This is a genomic window from Nostoc sp. (assembly GCF_054880495.1).
Genome location: NZ_JBTYKD010000051.1, coordinates 1 through 15,381, shown reverse-complemented (window position 1 = coordinate 15,381; position 15,381 = coordinate 1). Strand labels below are relative to the sequence as shown.

Sequence of the window (15,381 nt, the reverse complement as noted above, 5' to 3'; positions counted from 1 at the left end):
TTAGCAAATAGTATTAGGTTAAGTCTTGAGAAATTCTCGCATATACTGACTGACCAACTCAGGCTGTTCTTGCTGCACCCAATGACCACAATTAGGAATGTATTTGATTTGAAAGTCCCTGACATAGGCTATAGTGTCGTAGGTTAATTCTTTGCCGAGTGCAGTGTCATTTTCTCCCCAAATCATCAGTGTTGGCACTTCTAGAACGCCCCAATTTTGATTTAGCATTCTCTGTTGAAAAATATTGCGGTAGTAGTTTAACATTGCTGTGAGGGCACCGGGTTTTGCAGCAGCATTTTTATAAGCGCCAATATCCGCTTTAGTGAAAGCACTCTTGTTAACTGCTGTACCTTTAAAAGCTGTTTCAATAGCTTGGTAGTCTGAAGATTGTAAAAGTAATTCTGGTATCCACGGTAGTTGAAAGAAGAATATGTAGTTGCTACGTAGCAACTGTTGGGGAGTGCGTAACCCTTGGGCAAATTTGGCAGGATGAGGTAGGTTAAGGATAATTAATTGCTCCAGCATTTCGGGATGAGCATAGGCAAAATTCCAAGCGATCGCACCACCCCAATCATGTCCAACTAAAACACACTTTTGGTATCCTAATCCTTTAATTACTCCCTCAACATCTTTGATAAATTCATTCATTACATAAGCTGATTGCTCATTTGGTTTATCACTATCGTTGTAGCCACGCAAGTCAAGGGCGACGACTTTAAAATCTTGGGCAAATTCTGGTATTTGATGCCGCCAAGAATACCAAAACTCAGGAAACCCATGCAACATCAACATTAAGGGGCCTTCACCTTGGGTAACGTAGTGTAGTTTCACCCCATTAGTAGTTATATATTTGTGTTTCCAAGTCACTTCTATTACAGACATATCTAGTATTTTTTGTAGGTGATAGTTATTATGTGTAATGTTTTTCGTAAAAACATCTGCTAAGAGATAGTTTTAAAAGGGCAATAAGATGATTATTTGAGACACAAATAAAATGGACACAATAGAAACGCGTGGTATCTGGCTGACGACTACTGATAGTAAAGTTCTAAAGTCAAAGCAACGCATTGCTGAGGCGATGCATTTCCTTGCTGAGACGGGATTTAATGTGGTGTTTCCCGTGGTTTGGAACAAGGCTGTAACTCTGTATCCTAGTCAAACAATGCAGCAGACTTTTAGAGTCGAAATTGACCCTACGTGTGTAGGACGCGACCCTTTAGAAGAAGTTGTGGTTGAGGCGCGGCGAGTTGGGTTGAAAGTCATTCCTTGGTTTGAATACGGTTTTGCCAGTTCCTACAATTTGAATGGCGGTGTACTTTTGCAGAAAAAACCGGAATGGGCTGCGCGTGATTGTAACGGCAACTTACTAAAGAAAAACGGCTTTGAGTGGTTGAATGCCCTCGACTCACAGGTGCAGGAATTTTTGTTGAAATTGGTGCTGGAAGTTGTGAAGAATTATGATGTGGATGGTGTTCAAGGTGATGATCGCTTGCCTGCATTACCCTCTGAAGGTGGCTATGATCAGGGAACTGTCACCCGCTATCGTCAGGAATTTAATCGCAATCCGCCACAGAATCCCAAGAATAGACAATGGTTACAGTGGCGTGCAGATATTCTCACTGACTTCTTGGCGCGTCTCTATGGGGAGGTCAAAGCGGTGAATCCTAACTTATTGGTAGCGATCGCACCTAATATCTATGATTGGGCATTCCAGGAATATTTGCAAGACTCCCCCGCATGGCTGAAGCGGGGAATAGTTGATATGATTCAGCCGCAGATTTACCGCCGTGACTTCAGGAGTTATTGTGCGATCGCTGATAAACTGGTAAATCAACAGTTCACAGATGCGACACTACCGAAGTTAGCACCGGGAATATTAATGAAGCTTGGCAGTTATTGTATTAGTCCAGAATATCTGGTGCAGGCAATTGAATACAATCGCCAACTTGGCATTCAAGGAGAGGTATTCTTTTTTTACGAAGGTTTGCGCGAGAATAACAATACCCTAGCTAAAGTTTTGCGAAATGGGCCTTATGCTAAGTCTGCATCATTTCCCACTTTGTCAGATTTGAATGGAGGTGGTGTGAGTAACAAGAGGACATCTTCTATTTGGCAAAGGTTGTTCAAAAAGATTTTTTAAGGAAAAATGCGCGTGGAATCTCAATTATCGGTGGAACGGGTAATTAAAACTCTCAAACAGGATTTACCAACACTTTTTCAAAAAGATATCTCATATCACATCTATACACAAGATATCTATTTTAAAGACCCGGTGAATACATTCCAATACAAATTTAACTATCGCATTATATTTTGGACTTTGCGATTTCACGCTCGGCTATTTTTTATCCAAATTTATTTTGATGTGCATGAGGTTTATCAGTCAGCCGAAGATACTATTTTAGCCAAGTGGACAGTGCGGGGAGTGTTGCGTGTTCCTTGGAAAGCTGGTTTGCTTTTTAATGGCTATTCAACGTATAAACTTAACCAAGATAATTTAATATATGAACATATCGACACTTGGGATAGAAAGCCAGGGGAAATTTTACGGCAGTTTTGGCAAAGGGGAAATATGGTTAATTAGCTATTTTGCCAAAAAAAACCTTGATTGACATTTACCTAAAAGATTTGCCTACACTCCTTATTGCCATTTTTTAATTAACTCGATTTAAAATTTCTTTACATCCCAACGATTTGCTTTATAGAAATTGTAATATTTGTAATATATAATAAATCATTAGAGCAATTTTATACTTAAAAAGTAGCGAAGATGGCAAAGGACAGTCTAAAGGTCAGTCTAGATGCATTTGTACCGAGAGAAGCATTTGAAGTACAAGGACAGCAAGGCCAAAACATAGGAAGAAATATTCCTATGATATCTATCCGTGATTTAGAAAAAAATTCTTTTTTCTATCCATTTTTACGTAAACCTGATTTTCAAAGAGAAACTAATGAGTGGGAGTCTCAGAAAATATGTGAGTTTATAAAAAGTTTTTTAGATGGTGATTTAATACCATCTGTTATTCTTTGGAGAAGTTCTAGTAGTTATTATTTTGTCATTGATGGCTCCCATCGACTTAGTTCTTTAATTGCTTGGATCAATGATGACTATGGCGATGGTAAAATTTCCAAAGAATTTTATGATGGAGATATTACAGAAGAGCAAAAAGGCGCTGCTCAAGAGGTAAGAAAACTTATTAAAGCAACTATAGGTTCTTATAAGGATTATCAATCCTTAACACAGCATCAAGGACAAGTAGATCAAAAGTTTCTTGATAGAGCAAGAAACTTAGGAGCTTTAGGTATCCAGCTACAATGGGTTGAAGGTAATTCAGAAAAAGCAGAAGCATCTTTTTTTAAAATTAACCAACAAGCAGCACCTATTGGTGAAACTGAAATGCGTTTACTACTGGCACGAAAGACACCTAATGGTGTTGCTGCTCGTGCAATTATGAGAAGTGGTAATGGCCATAAATATTGGTCAGACTTCTCACAAAATAAACAGGATGAAATAGAACAACTTGCTCAAGAAATACATCAACTTATTTTTGAACCTAAACTACAAAATCCCATTAAAACTCTAGACGTGCCAATAGTAGGAAGTCTATCGGCTCCTGAAAAAATTGAAGTCATATTAGAATATGTAAATATGATTAATAATATACAAGTAGATAATCAATTAGGAGACGATCCCACAGGAGAAAAAACAGTAGAACTGCTAAAAAATTGCAAAACGGTAGCACAAAGGATAAATAGCAATCATCCTTCATCTCTGGGTTTGCACCCCATTATATATTTTTACACTAGCGCTGGAAAACCCAAAATAGGCTCATTTTATGGCATCGTTACCTTAATATTACATTTAGAAAAAACTAAATACTTTTCTAAATTTATACAAGTCCGAAAAGATTTTGAATGGGTGATTTGGCAAGATGATATGGTTCCGCAGATTGTCAGCAAAAATGGAAATGCACTCAAAGCAAGAGACAAGGTTAAAGATTTTTATATAAAAATTATTGATAAATTATTGCAAGGAATAGATAAAAAAAATATTATTAAGGAGATTATCATCGAAAAAGGTTTTGGCTCTCTAAAAACTAAAAGTAAAAATAACACAAGTGATACCCAAAGTAAAGAATTCTCACGAGAGACAAAAGCAGCAGCTTTTATCAGAGATGCTTTACCTGGCTCTCCACGATGTAAAATCTGTGGTGGCTGTCTCCCTACTCGTCTTAACTCTATAGATCACATTAAGAGAAAAGCTGATGGTGGTCTAGGGACTTTAGAAAACGCACAGTTGACTCATCCATACTGTAATACAACATACAAAAATTGAATATTTTAAAACCAAGCATTAAATTAAATATAGTGATGAGCTAATAAGATGCGTTAGCTTTCACTAAAGCACCGTGCTACTTTTTCACCGCCGGATACTGTTTCAACACCTGCTGCAAATATTGCCCAGTATAAGACCTGGGATTTTTTGCAACTTCCTCTGGTGTCCCCACAGCAATCAATTCTCCCCCTTTGTCGCCACCTTCTGGCCCCAAATCTATCACCCAGTCAGAACAACGAATTACATCTAAGTTGTGTTCAATTACTAATATTGAATTACCTTTATCTACCAATCTTTGCAACACATCTAACAATTTGTGGACATCGTAAAAAGATAACCCGGTTGTCGGTTCATCGATTAAATAAAGTGTCTTACCTGTGGCGCGTCGAGATAATTCTGTGGCTAATTTCACTCGTTGCGCTTCACCACCAGATAAGGTAGTCGCAGGTTGTCCTAGTTGGACATAACCCAACCCGACATCAAATAAAGTTTGCAAACGCGCGATCGCTTTGGGAATATTTTGGAAAAAGTCTAAACTTTCCTCAACTGTCATTCTCAAAACATCAGAAATAGACTTATCTTTGTACTTCACTTGCAAAGTTTCGCGGTTGTATCTTGCACCTTTACAAATTTCGCATTGCACGTAAACATCTGGGAGAAAGTTCATTTCAATAACATTCACACCCTGTCCGCTACAAGCTTCGCAACGTCCACCTTTAACGTTAAAAGAAAATTGTCCGGGTTTGTAACCCCTAGCTTTAGCTTCTACTGTTTGGGAAAATACATCTCGGATGGCATCGAAAATTCCTGTGTAAGTTGCAGGGTTAGAACGTGGTGTACGTCCAATGGGAGATTGATCGATAACGATCGCTTTATCAATCGCATTCAATCCCTGAATTTTATCCAAATGTCTGGGTAAGGGAACTTTTTTAGTTAAATGGTGTTGCAGAGATGGGAACAGCAACTCGTTAATCAGGGTAGATTTACCAGAACCAGAGACACCTGTAATGGAGACGAGTTTACCTAATGGAATGTCTACATCTATATTTTGTAAATTGTTGCGATGGGCATTTTTAATTCCCAAACTGCGCCCATTTCCTTCTCGGCGTTCTGCTGGTGTGGTAATTACTCGTCTTCCTGATAAATATGCACCTGTCAAGGAATCTTCTGCTGCTAATAACGCCTGAAAATCACCTTGGGCGACAATATTTCCGCCGTGAATTCCTGCACCAGGGCCAATATCAACTATGTAGTTAGCTGCACGAATTGTTTCTTCATCATGCTCAACGACAATTAATGTATTACCCAAATCGCGCAATTTAGTTAAGGTTTTGAGCAACCTGCCATTATCTCGTTGATGCAAACCAATACTCGGTTCATCTAAAACGTAGAGAACTCCTGTTAAACCTGAACCAATTTGCGTTGCTAAACGAATTCGTTGGGCTTCGCCACCGGAAAGAGTCATGGCTGGACGATCAAGGGTGAGATAATCTAAACCTACATCCAACAAAAATTGCAATCTTGCTTTGATTTCTCGGAGTACTAAATCAGCAATTTGTAACTGGCGATCGCTCAACTTAAATTGATCAATTCTCTCCCGGCAATCCCGAATCGATACCCCAGTCAATTCTAAAATTCCATATTGTCCCAACTTCACCGCTAAAGCTTCCGGTTTTAACCGTTTTCCCTGACAAACTTCACACGGCTGATCAATTAAATACTGCTCTAATTTTTGCTTAACTAACTCAGAACCACCTTCATATTGTCGTTGCAAAATCGGAATAGCACCTTTAAAACTCTGCTTCCTCTGTGCCTCTGCGGTTCGTTCATCTTTCTCTCCATACAAAACAATTTGCTGCTGTTCTTCTGTCAGCTTGCTCCAATTTGTCTGTAACTCAAACCCATAGCTCTGCCCTACGCTATAAAGTAATTCCAAATAATAAGAATTATCTTTTTCTGACCAAGGCGCGATCGCAGCATAAAGTGGCGCTTCCGAGTCGGGTATGATCAAATCAGGCGCAAATCTTCTTAAAGTCCCGATTCCATGACAGTGCGGACAAGCACCATAAGGTGAGTTAAACGAGAACAATCGCGGCGATAGTTCCTCCATTACCGCCCCATGTTCTGGACAAGCGAAGTTTTCCGAAAATACTAATTCTTCTTCTTTTTCTTGTCCATCGTCACCAAGTAGACTCACAAGAATGGTCGCAATCCCACCCGATTGTTTGAGACACGTAGACAAGGAATCAACCAAACGCTCTTGGATATCAGCCTTTTTCACCAAACGGTCAATTACTACTTCGATGGTGTGAGTAAAATTTTTATCCAATTCAATCGAATCTGACAGTTCGCGGACTTCGCCATTAATCCGCACGCGGACAAAACCTTGAGATGCCAGACTTGACAAAAGCTTACGATGTGTGCCTTTTTTACCCCGGACAACGGGTGCAAGAATTTGGAAGCGAGTGCGATCGCTTAATTCCATAATCCGATCGCACATCTCATCGATTGTCTGGGGTGCAATACAGCGATCGCATATCGGACAATGGGGTTCACCAGCCCGACCAAATAACAGCCGCAGATAGTCGTAAATCTCCGTCACCGTACCCACAGTGGAACGGGGGTTATGAGACGTTGACTTTTGGTCAATGGAAATTGCTGGACTTAAGCCTTCAATCGCCTCCACATCCGGCTTATCCAACTGTCCTAAAAATTGCCGTGCGTAGGCACTGAGAGATTCCACATAGCGACGTTGCCCTTCAGCGAAAATGGTGTCAAACGCTAGGGAAGACTTACCAGAACCAGAAACGCCAGTGAATACGATTAGGCGATCACGCGGCAGTTCCAAGTCAATATTTTTCAGATTATGCTGCCTAGCACCCCGAATCCGAATCGTATTCTGGCTGTTGTGGCTGGGGTGCGGAAGATGTCCATTCAAGGATGCTGCTAGCTGTTGGTCTGACATATTGGGCGGCGAAGAGGGAGTTTCTGATGAAACAGTCCTTAATAATACTATCTTTAATTGATTTATAGTAGAACAATAGTACTGTTTTAAATTGAAGTTTTACTTGAGATATTCTGATTATGCTAACCAATGCCACCACCCATGAAGTTACTTGGGAAAAGTTACCTGATGATTTTGTTTTAGAGAACGAGCCAGTGGATAACATTAATCAGCCACTATTGGCTGCTGCTTTAACAGAAAGTTTGGAACTTGCCAGCAGATTACCCGCTGATGCTTTAACCATCACTAACTACGGCATCTGCGCCACCTTGAATAATCGATTTGTGATCAAAGCGCCAGATTGGGGATATGTATCATCTATTCGAGTCTCACGAGAAGAAGTCAAGCGCGGTTATACCCCACGACTGCAAGGTGATATCCCCCTAATTGTGATGGAATTTATCTCAGATACTGAAGGTGGAGAGTATTCTAGTAAACCGACCTATCCCCCAGGTAAATGGTTTTATTATGAGCAAATTTTACAAGTGCCAAACTATGTAATTTTTGAACCAGAGGGAGGAGTTTTAGAAGTTTATCGGCGAGATGATTTAGGAAATTATGAACTCAAACGCCGGATGCAAGCGATCGTCACTGGATTGCCGAAATCAACTTGTTTTTAGGCGTATGGGAAGGAAGCCAAGAAAACCGCACAGGTTATTGGTTACGTTGGTGGGATGACAACGGCGAACTATTACTGTGGGGTTTGGAGTTAGCAGCAAAAGAACGGCAAGAGAAAAACGCTGCTCAACAGCGTGCAGAACAAGAAAGTCAGCGTGCAGAGAGATTAGCAGCTCAGTTAAAAGCGCTAGGAGTAGAACTGGAGATTGGAACTCGGAACTCCGAGATTGGAACTCGAAACTCCGAGATTGGAACTCGAAACTTCGTGCTTGGAACTCGAAACTTCGTGCTTGGAACTCGGAACTTCGAGATTGGAACTCGGAACTCCGAAATTGGAACACGGAACTCCGAAATTGGAACTCGGAACTCCGAAATTGGAACTCGGAACGCCGAGATCAACAAAAATTAGATCCCCGACTTCTTTGAGAAGTCGGGGATCTGGACACCACGAGTTCTAAAGTGCGATCGCCTTGGTGTACGCAATAATTACGAATTACGAATTAAATAAGCTAGGCGTTTTAACACTTCTACGACAGTATGTAGGTCATCCCCACGATTCAGCGACAGTATTGATTGTTGATCCTTATTGCTAGGGTCAATCCAAAATTGTGTGACTCCTCACTTCTGACTTAGCACTCTTGATGTTGCGCTAGCCAATCGACTATCTGGGCATTGACAATATCTGGAACTTCATCATGGGGACAATGACCGGCATTAGGAATGGGAACAATTTTAATTTCTTTGCCATTCTCACGCGCCTCTTCGTAAATCTTCGCCCCGCTAATTGGTGTCCAGGGATCATCAGCACCCCAAATTATTAAAAGAGGACATTCTACTTTAGGCAATAGTTCCTCTGGACTTGGGCCAGGAGGGGCGGTGAGAATGGAGGCGAAAACTTGTTGCGCTCCCGGATCGCAAGAGGGAGTATAAAGTAAATCGACTAATTCATCAGTGACGGCTTGGCGATCGCGGTAAACTTGGTAGAGGGTACGGCGAATTTGAGCTTTTTGGCGGATGCGATTATAGACAAATTTACCTGTAATTGGCGATCGCACAAACCGATTAAAAGCTGCCATCACAATCCGTAATGGTGGGTTCAATTCGTGCGATCGATGACTCAAACCACCCGCAGAGTTAATTAAAATACCACCAGCAGCAATTTCGGGATGTTCTACCAGTACTATCAAGCTCAAAAGTGCGCCAATGGAGTTGCCAATAAATACAGCAGGTTCGTGTATGTGTGCTGTGCAGAAATCTTTCAGCAGTTCCACCCAAACTTCCACAGTGTAATCAATCGGCGCTTTATCAGAACCACCAAAACCTAAAAGGTCTATGGCAAATACTTGGTAGCCAGCATTAGCTAAAACTGGGATATTTTTGCGCCAGTGTCCAATGGAAGCACCAAAGCCGTGAACCAGTACCAGAGGGCGTCCTGTACCCATGACAGTATACTGAATTTTGTAGCCCTGCCAATTCCAAAAGAATTTTTCAAAGGTGTCTTTGGTTGCAAGCTCTTGTCTAGTTACAGTCATTAATAAGATTTATCAAGTGTTTCTTCAGTATAGTAATCTTAATTCCTCGTTCCCATACAGAGTATGGGAATGCATTCATTGAGTCTCTGACTCAATTCTAACTCAATATCAACGCCGTTCTACTTATTCTCTATTTCAACTTAAATTCATCAAACTTCAATACTTCCGAATCAGGCTTGCGGGTATCAAAGCGATAACTACTTATTGTAGCTGTCCCCGTATCAAAGATACTGAAAACCGTAATATCATTACTTGCAATATAAGGCATCGGCTTGCCATCTTCACCCAGCAAGGGAGCAATTGTTGGTACTATCGGTTCTAAACCATTGGGATCACCAAGCTTAACATAATTTTCTTGATATCCAATTGGCACTTCTCGCTTTCTGTCACCCCAAGCCGCGCCGTAAGTATTGCCTACATTAGATGTTTCCAGAAAGTGCATTCCACTGGGACTAATAAAGCGGTTCCACAAATGGGAATGTCCATAGAATACCAATTGCACATTAGCTGCTTCAAGTATTGGGACAACATCGCGGATAATATAATCTGCGTCTTTGGGGTACTCGTAACGCACTGCTTTGATATTATCGTTATCTCGTTCAATTGTTTGTACTGGTTCTGTATAAGCTGGAACTATATTATCACCCAGAGTATGGGGCGGATGATGGAACATCACAACTTTGTATTTTGCTTGTTTAAACTCAGGGCTGTTGAGTTCTGCCTCTAACCAATTATACTGCTTGCTGCCTTTAGCAATTGGCTCATAAATCAACTGTCCATAGCCCCAATTTTCAGGATTATTTAAATCCTTTTCTGCTTCTTGATATCTACCTTTACGCTTTCCATCTAAACTCTTAGTGCGCCACGTATTCGTAGCGTACAGTACCACCAAACGCACATCACCAAAACTAACTGCATAATACCTTTTTCCCCCCTCTTTACTTTTTGGTAAAGAGAAAATCTCTTCGTAGGTATTAGTATTAAAAGAATTATCTATTAAAGATTTGTCCGAGTAGATTTTTTGAGCAATAACACGGGGAATTGTATCATCAAATTCACCATTTAAACTTTCCGTCCTGGCAAAGCGCCCCATCACCTCATGATTGCCAATGCAAGTAAACATGGGTGCATATTGAATTATTTGGCCACCAGTATAGGTTGTCTTAATACCGTCGTGCGTCATGTCATATTTAGCACGACCTTGTAAACCGGGAAACAACGCACCACCACTATTATCATCAAACCATTCTGAGGCGCGATCGCTAACATTGACCAAATCACCAGCAAACCACACTCCATCGACTCGTCCAACCGTTTCTACCACCTTTTGCAGATTTGCAGATGTCATCGGCTTTAATTGATGGTCAGAGGTGAGTAAAATTTTTAATGGTGTATCCGATTTTGGAGTAGCTGCGAGGCTAAAAACATCACTGCTAACACTTTCGCCGTCTTCTCGCACACTCGTAACACGATAGTTTACCCGCAAACCAGGAGTTAACCCAGTTACCTCAGCTTCATGTCGCCAAATATCACGCTGGAAGGGTTTTTGATAAACTTGACCATCTTTAGTTTGGTTTGCAACTTTTGACTCTTGGTCTTCACGCGTGCGACTGAGTTTGATAATATTTGCCTTAGCAGTTTGTTTAAGACTTTCGCCGTAGGTTACTGTATGATTAACACCAAGAAACTCAGTAAACCAAACTACTCGCACTGAGGTTTCAGTTGGCAGTTGCAAAAATGGGTCAGTGAGTAGTTGCGGCGCTGATGTCATAATTGTTTGCCCAAATGAACGCACACTTACCAGAGTAAAGCATATAACAAGCACAAGCATAGCCACTGAGGATATTTTACGGCTACTTAAATGTCTGAGCATGAGTAACATACCAAATTTTGTCGGGTGTCCGAGCTTTGGCTTACCTCACCCTCAATCCCTCTCCTGATAAAGGAGAGGGAAGCTAGAAACAGGAAAAAGTTTTCCATTTTATTTAATCTACGTTGCTAAGGAACCGCAGCATGAGTATATTCAAGGTGAATAAATATGGTTCTTCAGTACCTGTTATGCCAAATTATTAGTTAAACATCAAAATTTGGCTTAAAAAATAGGGTTAAAAGCCAAAATTATTGCTAAAATCCTAAAATGTTAGCAAATAATGCTAATTATGTTGATAAATAAGGCTTTCAGGGTTTTATCAAAGGAGTTTAGCATAGTAAGTACTGAAGAGCCATAAATATCCGCCGTTGGTATGCTTGCCCCCCGCAGCTGTTGCCAAGGGGCTTCCGTGCCGTTGGACGTTCTTTTTGTGAAATCTATCATATTTAACCTTGATTAAGTAATTGTATTTTCAACTGAATTTCAAGTTACAAAAGAGAAAATGGTGTTGGGTGTTGCAATTTATGAATCTACCTTTTCGGACATTGGGAGTTGCGCCAAATGCGTGGACAGTGAATCATGCGATCGCAGATATTACTCGTCTTCAAAAGACGCCACAACCGATTATTTTATCAACTGAAACTAAAACTCTGCGCCTAGACTTGGCAAAAACTGCTATCCTCGTCATTGATATGCAAAACGACTTCTGTCACCCTGATGGCTGGTTAGCGCATATCGGTGTAGACGTAACTCCGGCGCGTCAGCCCATTCAACCTTTGAACAACTTACTTCCAGAACTGCGTGAAACTGGTGTTCCAGTCATTTGGGTAAATTGGGGAAATCGTCCCGACTTACTCAATATTAGTGCTGGTTCGCGTCACGTATATAATCCTACAGGGGAGGGAGTGGGATTGGGCGATCCCCTGCCAAGCAATGGTGCTAGAGTACTTATGGCAGGTAGTTGGGCCGCAGCAGTAGTAGACGAACTAGAACAGATTCCGGAAGATATTCGTGTGGACAAATACCGCATGAGTGGGTTTTGGGATACGCCATTAGATACTATCTTGCGGAATCTGGGAAGGACAACATTATTTTTTGCTGGTGTTAATGCTGATCAATGTGTGCTAACTACATTATGTGATGCCAACTTCTTAGGATATGACTGCGTTTTAGTTAAAGACTGTAGTGCTACCACTTCTCCTGAATATTGTTGGCTGGCGACATTGTATAATGTCAAACAATGCTTCGGTTTTGTCACTGACTCGCAAGCAATTTTAACAGCACTGCAAAAGAGTGAGGAGTAGCTCAATTTTAGATTTTAGATTGACCTCATGCTTGAATAGTTTTTCTTAGATCAAGAATTTTAGATTTCTTCTCGCGTTTAAATTCCCTTGCTCTCAGACATTTTTAAATTTTGCGGAAAGTTGCATGGGCTTTCCAAGACGGATTTTGAATTATTCAATCCAAAATCCAAAATTTAAAATCTAAAATTCTGTGATTCAGAACTTGGATTTGAGCAATTTTCATACCCATCGATAACTTCAGAGGGGATAAATAAATGTACGCTACTCGTTGTGTAATTCCGGTGATCAAATCTCTCAAAGATTACCAAGTATATCGCATTAGTCCCAATGACTCTAATAGATTAGCAATTATCTTCGATTCCACAAATGCTAATACTTCCTTGACTTGCTGCATAGAAATTTTTGATGTTGGCGGACAAACACCGCCAAATCGCCATCAGTGGGCGGTGGAAGTGTTTTTCGTCCTCAAAGGTGAAGCGATCGCTATGTGTGACGGCAAGAGTGCCGTGATCCAAACTGGAGATAGTTTATTAGTGCCTCCCACTGGCACTCATTTGATTAAAAATACTGGTTCTACTCGCTTATACACGTTGACTGTTATGGTTCCCAATGAAGACTTTTCAGAATTGATTCGCAGTGGTATTCCGACGGAGTTAGATGCAGAAGATATGGCAGTACTGGGAAGATTAAATGCTTTGATGCCCTGTTAAAATAATTCTGAATTCGTAATTGAATTACTATACTAGCCCTAGCCAATAGAATTCACGGCTATACAGACAAAACCTACACTTCGATAAGCTCAGTGACCGCCTCAGTGGGTTAAAAACTCTTGATACAAATCCCCTAATTTTAATTATGGGATTTCCAACAAATAAATTATCCAATCTTGTGGGGTGGGCATCTTGCCCGCCCGTAGCCCAAGGCGGGCGAGACGCCCACCTCACAAGAAGTAGTTGAGTATTTTTTTATTTGGAAGTCCCTTATAGGGATTTCTCTGTTCACTTTTAATGTATTTTGCTCATTCGTAATTACTTAAAGGTAGCTAAACTTCCGCTACAGTGTCTTAGTCAAAACCTTAATTGATAATTGATCACTTTTGTCTTCTTGTACTTGTAATTTTCCATCTTTAGTTAGCTTCATCTTCTGCCCCCGCCACTCTATAGTGTTGCCAATAAAGCCAAAACACCAAATAGCAAAGCTTAACAAGTCGCACCCAGGAACTAGCCACACAAACTTTTTGACAATTGGATCTTTCAGACTGATAGTACCAACAACCCAAGCCATTACCAATCTTGTTACCCAACAAATACATAGTGCTAGCCATCCTAGCATTGAACCATCTGTGGCAATTAACAGCAGCAAGCTGGTGACGACACCATAGGTAAAAATTAGTCCTAGATAACCCCAAGGACGAGAAACTCGTTTACAAAGCGCCCAACGAATCTGGCGCTTGATGACATCAATTAAGGTGCTACCTTTATGTAGATGTTCAACTATGTAATCGGAAAGCACAACTTTGTAACCTGCTTGGACAGGTAGATAGCCAAGTTGGAAATCATCTGCTAGATAATCAGCGATCGCTTCAAATCCACCGATGGCTTCTAGTACTTTTTTCGGGATGGCAATGGTGCAGCCAAAGGCATATTTTATACCATTTTCCTGGATATGGCTGACTAAAACCCCAGCATGAAACTCAGTAGTAATACTAATAGCCTCTAATGTCGATATCCATCCTTGAGTTAAGGTTCGATACATACAAGTAACTACACCCACGCTTTCGTCTTGCAATGGCTGGATAACTCTTTGCAAATAGTCTGTTCCAACTCGGATGTCACTATCAGCAAGGACTAAAATTTCGTATTTAGCTTTGGCTACGGCATTGGCCAAGTTGCTAACTTTCAGGTTTGTACCGATGACGCGATCGCTTACGATCAGCAGAATATCCAAATCTGAAAAATTGGCGATGACTTTCTCTACAACCTCTATGCAAGGGTCTTTAGAACTTCGCACAGCAAAGATGATTTGATATTCTGGATAGTCTTGCTGACAAAATGAGGCTAGGTTTTCATAAGCATCGCTATCAAGCCCACAAATGGGTTTGAGGATACTAACAGGTGGATGAAACTCTAGATCAATTGGCCGGGGATCAGCAAAAAAAGTTATTGCTGCATAAATTGCATAGCAATAAAACCAGATAGATGATATGCACAAAATTAGCAGTAAATCAATAATAATCAGGTGAAGATTTGTGAAGAAAGTAGATATAAACATGGAATTGATTAGCAGGCAAGTAATGTTAGCATTTTCTCGATTCGCTGCTGAGAAGTTTAGGACTTTTTTATGTATATTAAATGAAATTGGGATGACAAAGTTATTACTTTTGAATTCAAAATTCTGAATTCTTCTTTAGGTGGCACGTTGGGATAGTAAATGGTGGTTGGTAATTTCAAAGCCGTTACTAAGGAGCGCTTCGCGTACCTGTTCACTTAATAAAGCAGCAAGTTCTGCTTCACCTGCCTCTAGTGCTGCATTCAAAGGATCGCCATGAATAGCGTTAGCGTTGGCGTAGCCTCTGGTAGAGAAGTCCGCACTTCGGCTGCGCTCACTGACCACCGTAGGCATCGCTGGATGAGAGTAAATCTCCACCAAGTTTGCCTGGATTTGGGGTATCAACCCAAGCAAATATTCCTCTGTAACGCCACCAGTTTGCAATAAAC

The 15,381-nt window shown here is 40.8% G+C and carries 10 protein-coding genes and 2 pseudogenes; 6 read left to right on the top strand and 6 right to left on the bottom strand.

Going from position 1 to position 15,381, the window contains the following annotated elements; all coding sequences use genetic code 11:
- Nucleotides 1-18: 18 nt before the first annotated feature.
- Nucleotides 19-882, bottom strand: coding sequence for an alpha/beta fold hydrolase (locus ACYTXL_RS05700; protein WP_461923855.1), 864 nt, complete (start codon nt 880-882; stop codon nt 19-21).
- Between the two features lie 112 nt (nt 883-994).
- Between ACYTXL_RS05700 and ACYTXL_RS05695 the strand changes: the two genes are divergently transcribed.
- The 3 genes from ACYTXL_RS05695 to ACYTXL_RS05685 all read left to right on the top strand — a co-directional run bounded on the left by ACYTXL_RS05695 (nt 995) and on the right by ACYTXL_RS05685 (nt 4,336).
- The gene (locus ACYTXL_RS05695; protein WP_461923854.1) at nt 995-2,140 is read left to right on the top strand and encodes a glycoside hydrolase family 10 protein; all 1,146 of its coding nucleotides are present in this window, start codon (nt 995-997) and stop codon (nt 2,138-2,140) included.
- Between the two features lie 12 nt (nt 2,141-2,152).
- Nucleotides 2,153-2,584, top strand: coding sequence for a DUF2358 domain-containing protein (locus ACYTXL_RS05690; RefSeq protein WP_461923853.1), 432 nt, complete (start codon nt 2,153-2,155; stop codon nt 2,582-2,584).
- 186 nt (nt 2,585-2,770) lie between these two features.
- Nucleotides 2,771-4,336, top strand: a complete 1,566-nt coding sequence (locus tag ACYTXL_RS05685; RefSeq protein ID WP_461923852.1) for an HNH endonuclease family protein — start codon at nt 2,771-2,773, stop codon at nt 4,334-4,336.
- A gap of 76 nt (nt 4,337-4,412) precedes the next feature.
- Here the strand turns inward: ACYTXL_RS05685 and uvrA are convergent, their stop codons facing one another.
- Nucleotides 4,413-7,301 carry an excinuclease ABC subunit UvrA gene (uvrA, locus tag ACYTXL_RS05680; RefSeq protein ID WP_461923851.1) on the bottom strand — a complete coding sequence of 963 codons (2,889 nt, stop codon included), beginning with the start codon at nt 7,299-7,301 and terminating at the stop codon, nt 4,413-4,415.
- Between the two features lie 119 nt (nt 7,302-7,420).
- On the opposite strand from uvrA, the pseudogene ACYTXL_RS05675 reads away from it, so the two are divergent.
- Nucleotides 7,421-8,163 (top strand): annotated as a pseudogene (locus ACYTXL_RS05675) (Uma2 family endonuclease); the annotation flags it as partial.
- A 424-nt stretch (nt 8,164-8,587) separates the two neighbouring features.
- Here the strand turns inward: ACYTXL_RS05675 and ACYTXL_RS05670 are convergent.
- Together ACYTXL_RS05670 and ACYTXL_RS05665 are read right to left on the bottom strand one after the other, a co-directional pair.
- Entirely contained in the window at nt 8,588-9,490 is a 903-nt protein-coding gene (locus tag ACYTXL_RS05670; protein WP_461923850.1) for an alpha/beta fold hydrolase, read from the bottom strand.
- A gap of 130 nt (nt 9,491-9,620) precedes the next feature.
- On the bottom strand, nt 9,621-11,261 hold the full coding sequence (locus ACYTXL_RS05665; RefSeq protein WP_461923849.1) for a purple acid phosphatase family protein: 1,641 nt from the start codon (nt 11,259-11,261) through the stop codon (nt 9,621-9,623).
- 623 nt (nt 11,262-11,884) lie between these two features.
- On the opposite strand from ACYTXL_RS05665, the gene ACYTXL_RS05660 reads away from it, so the two are divergent.
- The gene (locus ACYTXL_RS05660) at nt 11,885-12,664 is read left to right on the top strand and encodes a cysteine hydrolase family protein (protein WP_461923848.1); all 780 of its coding nucleotides are present in this window, start codon (nt 11,885-11,887) and stop codon (nt 12,662-12,664) included.
- A 254-nt stretch (nt 12,665-12,918) separates the two neighbouring features.
- Nucleotides 12,919-13,374 carry a cupin domain-containing protein gene (locus ACYTXL_RS05655; protein ID WP_461923847.1) on the top strand — a complete coding sequence of 152 codons (456 nt, stop codon included), beginning with the start codon at nt 12,919-12,921 and terminating at the stop codon, nt 13,372-13,374.
- A 343-nt stretch (nt 13,375-13,717) separates the two neighbouring features.
- Here ACYTXL_RS05655 and hpnI read toward each other — a convergent pair whose 3' ends face one another.
- Both hpnI and ACYTXL_RS05645 read right to left on the bottom strand, forming a co-directional pair.
- Nucleotides 13,718-14,935: a bacteriohopanetetrol glucosamine biosynthesis glycosyltransferase HpnI gene (hpnI, locus tag ACYTXL_RS05650; protein WP_461923846.1), complete on the bottom strand. Its 1,218-nt coding sequence runs from the start codon at nt 14,933-14,935 to the stop codon at nt 13,718-13,720.
- A 135-nt stretch (nt 14,936-15,070) separates the two neighbouring features.
- Nucleotides 15,071-15,381 (bottom strand): annotated as a pseudogene (locus tag ACYTXL_RS05645) (hypothetical protein); the annotation flags it as partial.

Excerpts from the sequence above, each read along its gene's own strand:
- ACYTXL_RS05700 (WP_461923855.1), bottom strand. The coding sequence starts at position 882 with ATGTCTGTAATAGAAGTGACTTGGAAACACAAATATATAACTACTAAT.
- ACYTXL_RS05695 (WP_461923854.1), top strand. The coding sequence starts at position 995 with ATGGACACAATAGAAACGCGTGGTATCTGGCTGACGACTACTGATAGT.
- ACYTXL_RS05685 (WP_461923852.1), top strand. The coding sequence starts at position 2,771 with ATGGCAAAGGACAGTCTAAAGGTCAGTCTAGATGCATTTGTACCGAGA.
- uvrA (WP_461923851.1), bottom strand. The coding sequence starts at position 7,301 with ATGTCAGACCAACAGCTAGCAGCATCCTTGAATGGACATCTTCCGCAC.
- ACYTXL_RS05670 (WP_461923850.1), bottom strand. The coding sequence starts at position 9,490 with ATGACTGTAACTAGACAAGAGCTTGCAACCAAAGACACCTTTGAAAAA.
- ACYTXL_RS05665 (WP_461923849.1), bottom strand. The coding sequence starts at position 11,261 with ATGACATCAGCGCCGCAACTACTCACTGACCCATTTTTGCAACTGCCA.
- ACYTXL_RS05660 (WP_461923848.1), top strand. The coding sequence starts at position 11,885 with ATGAATCTACCTTTTCGGACATTGGGAGTTGCGCCAAATGCGTGGACA.
- ACYTXL_RS05655 (WP_461923847.1), top strand. The coding sequence starts at position 12,919 with ATGTACGCTACTCGTTGTGTAATTCCGGTGATCAAATCTCTCAAAGAT.
- hpnI (WP_461923846.1), bottom strand. The coding sequence starts at position 14,935 with ATGTTTATATCTACTTTCTTCACAAATCTTCACCTGATTATTATTGAT.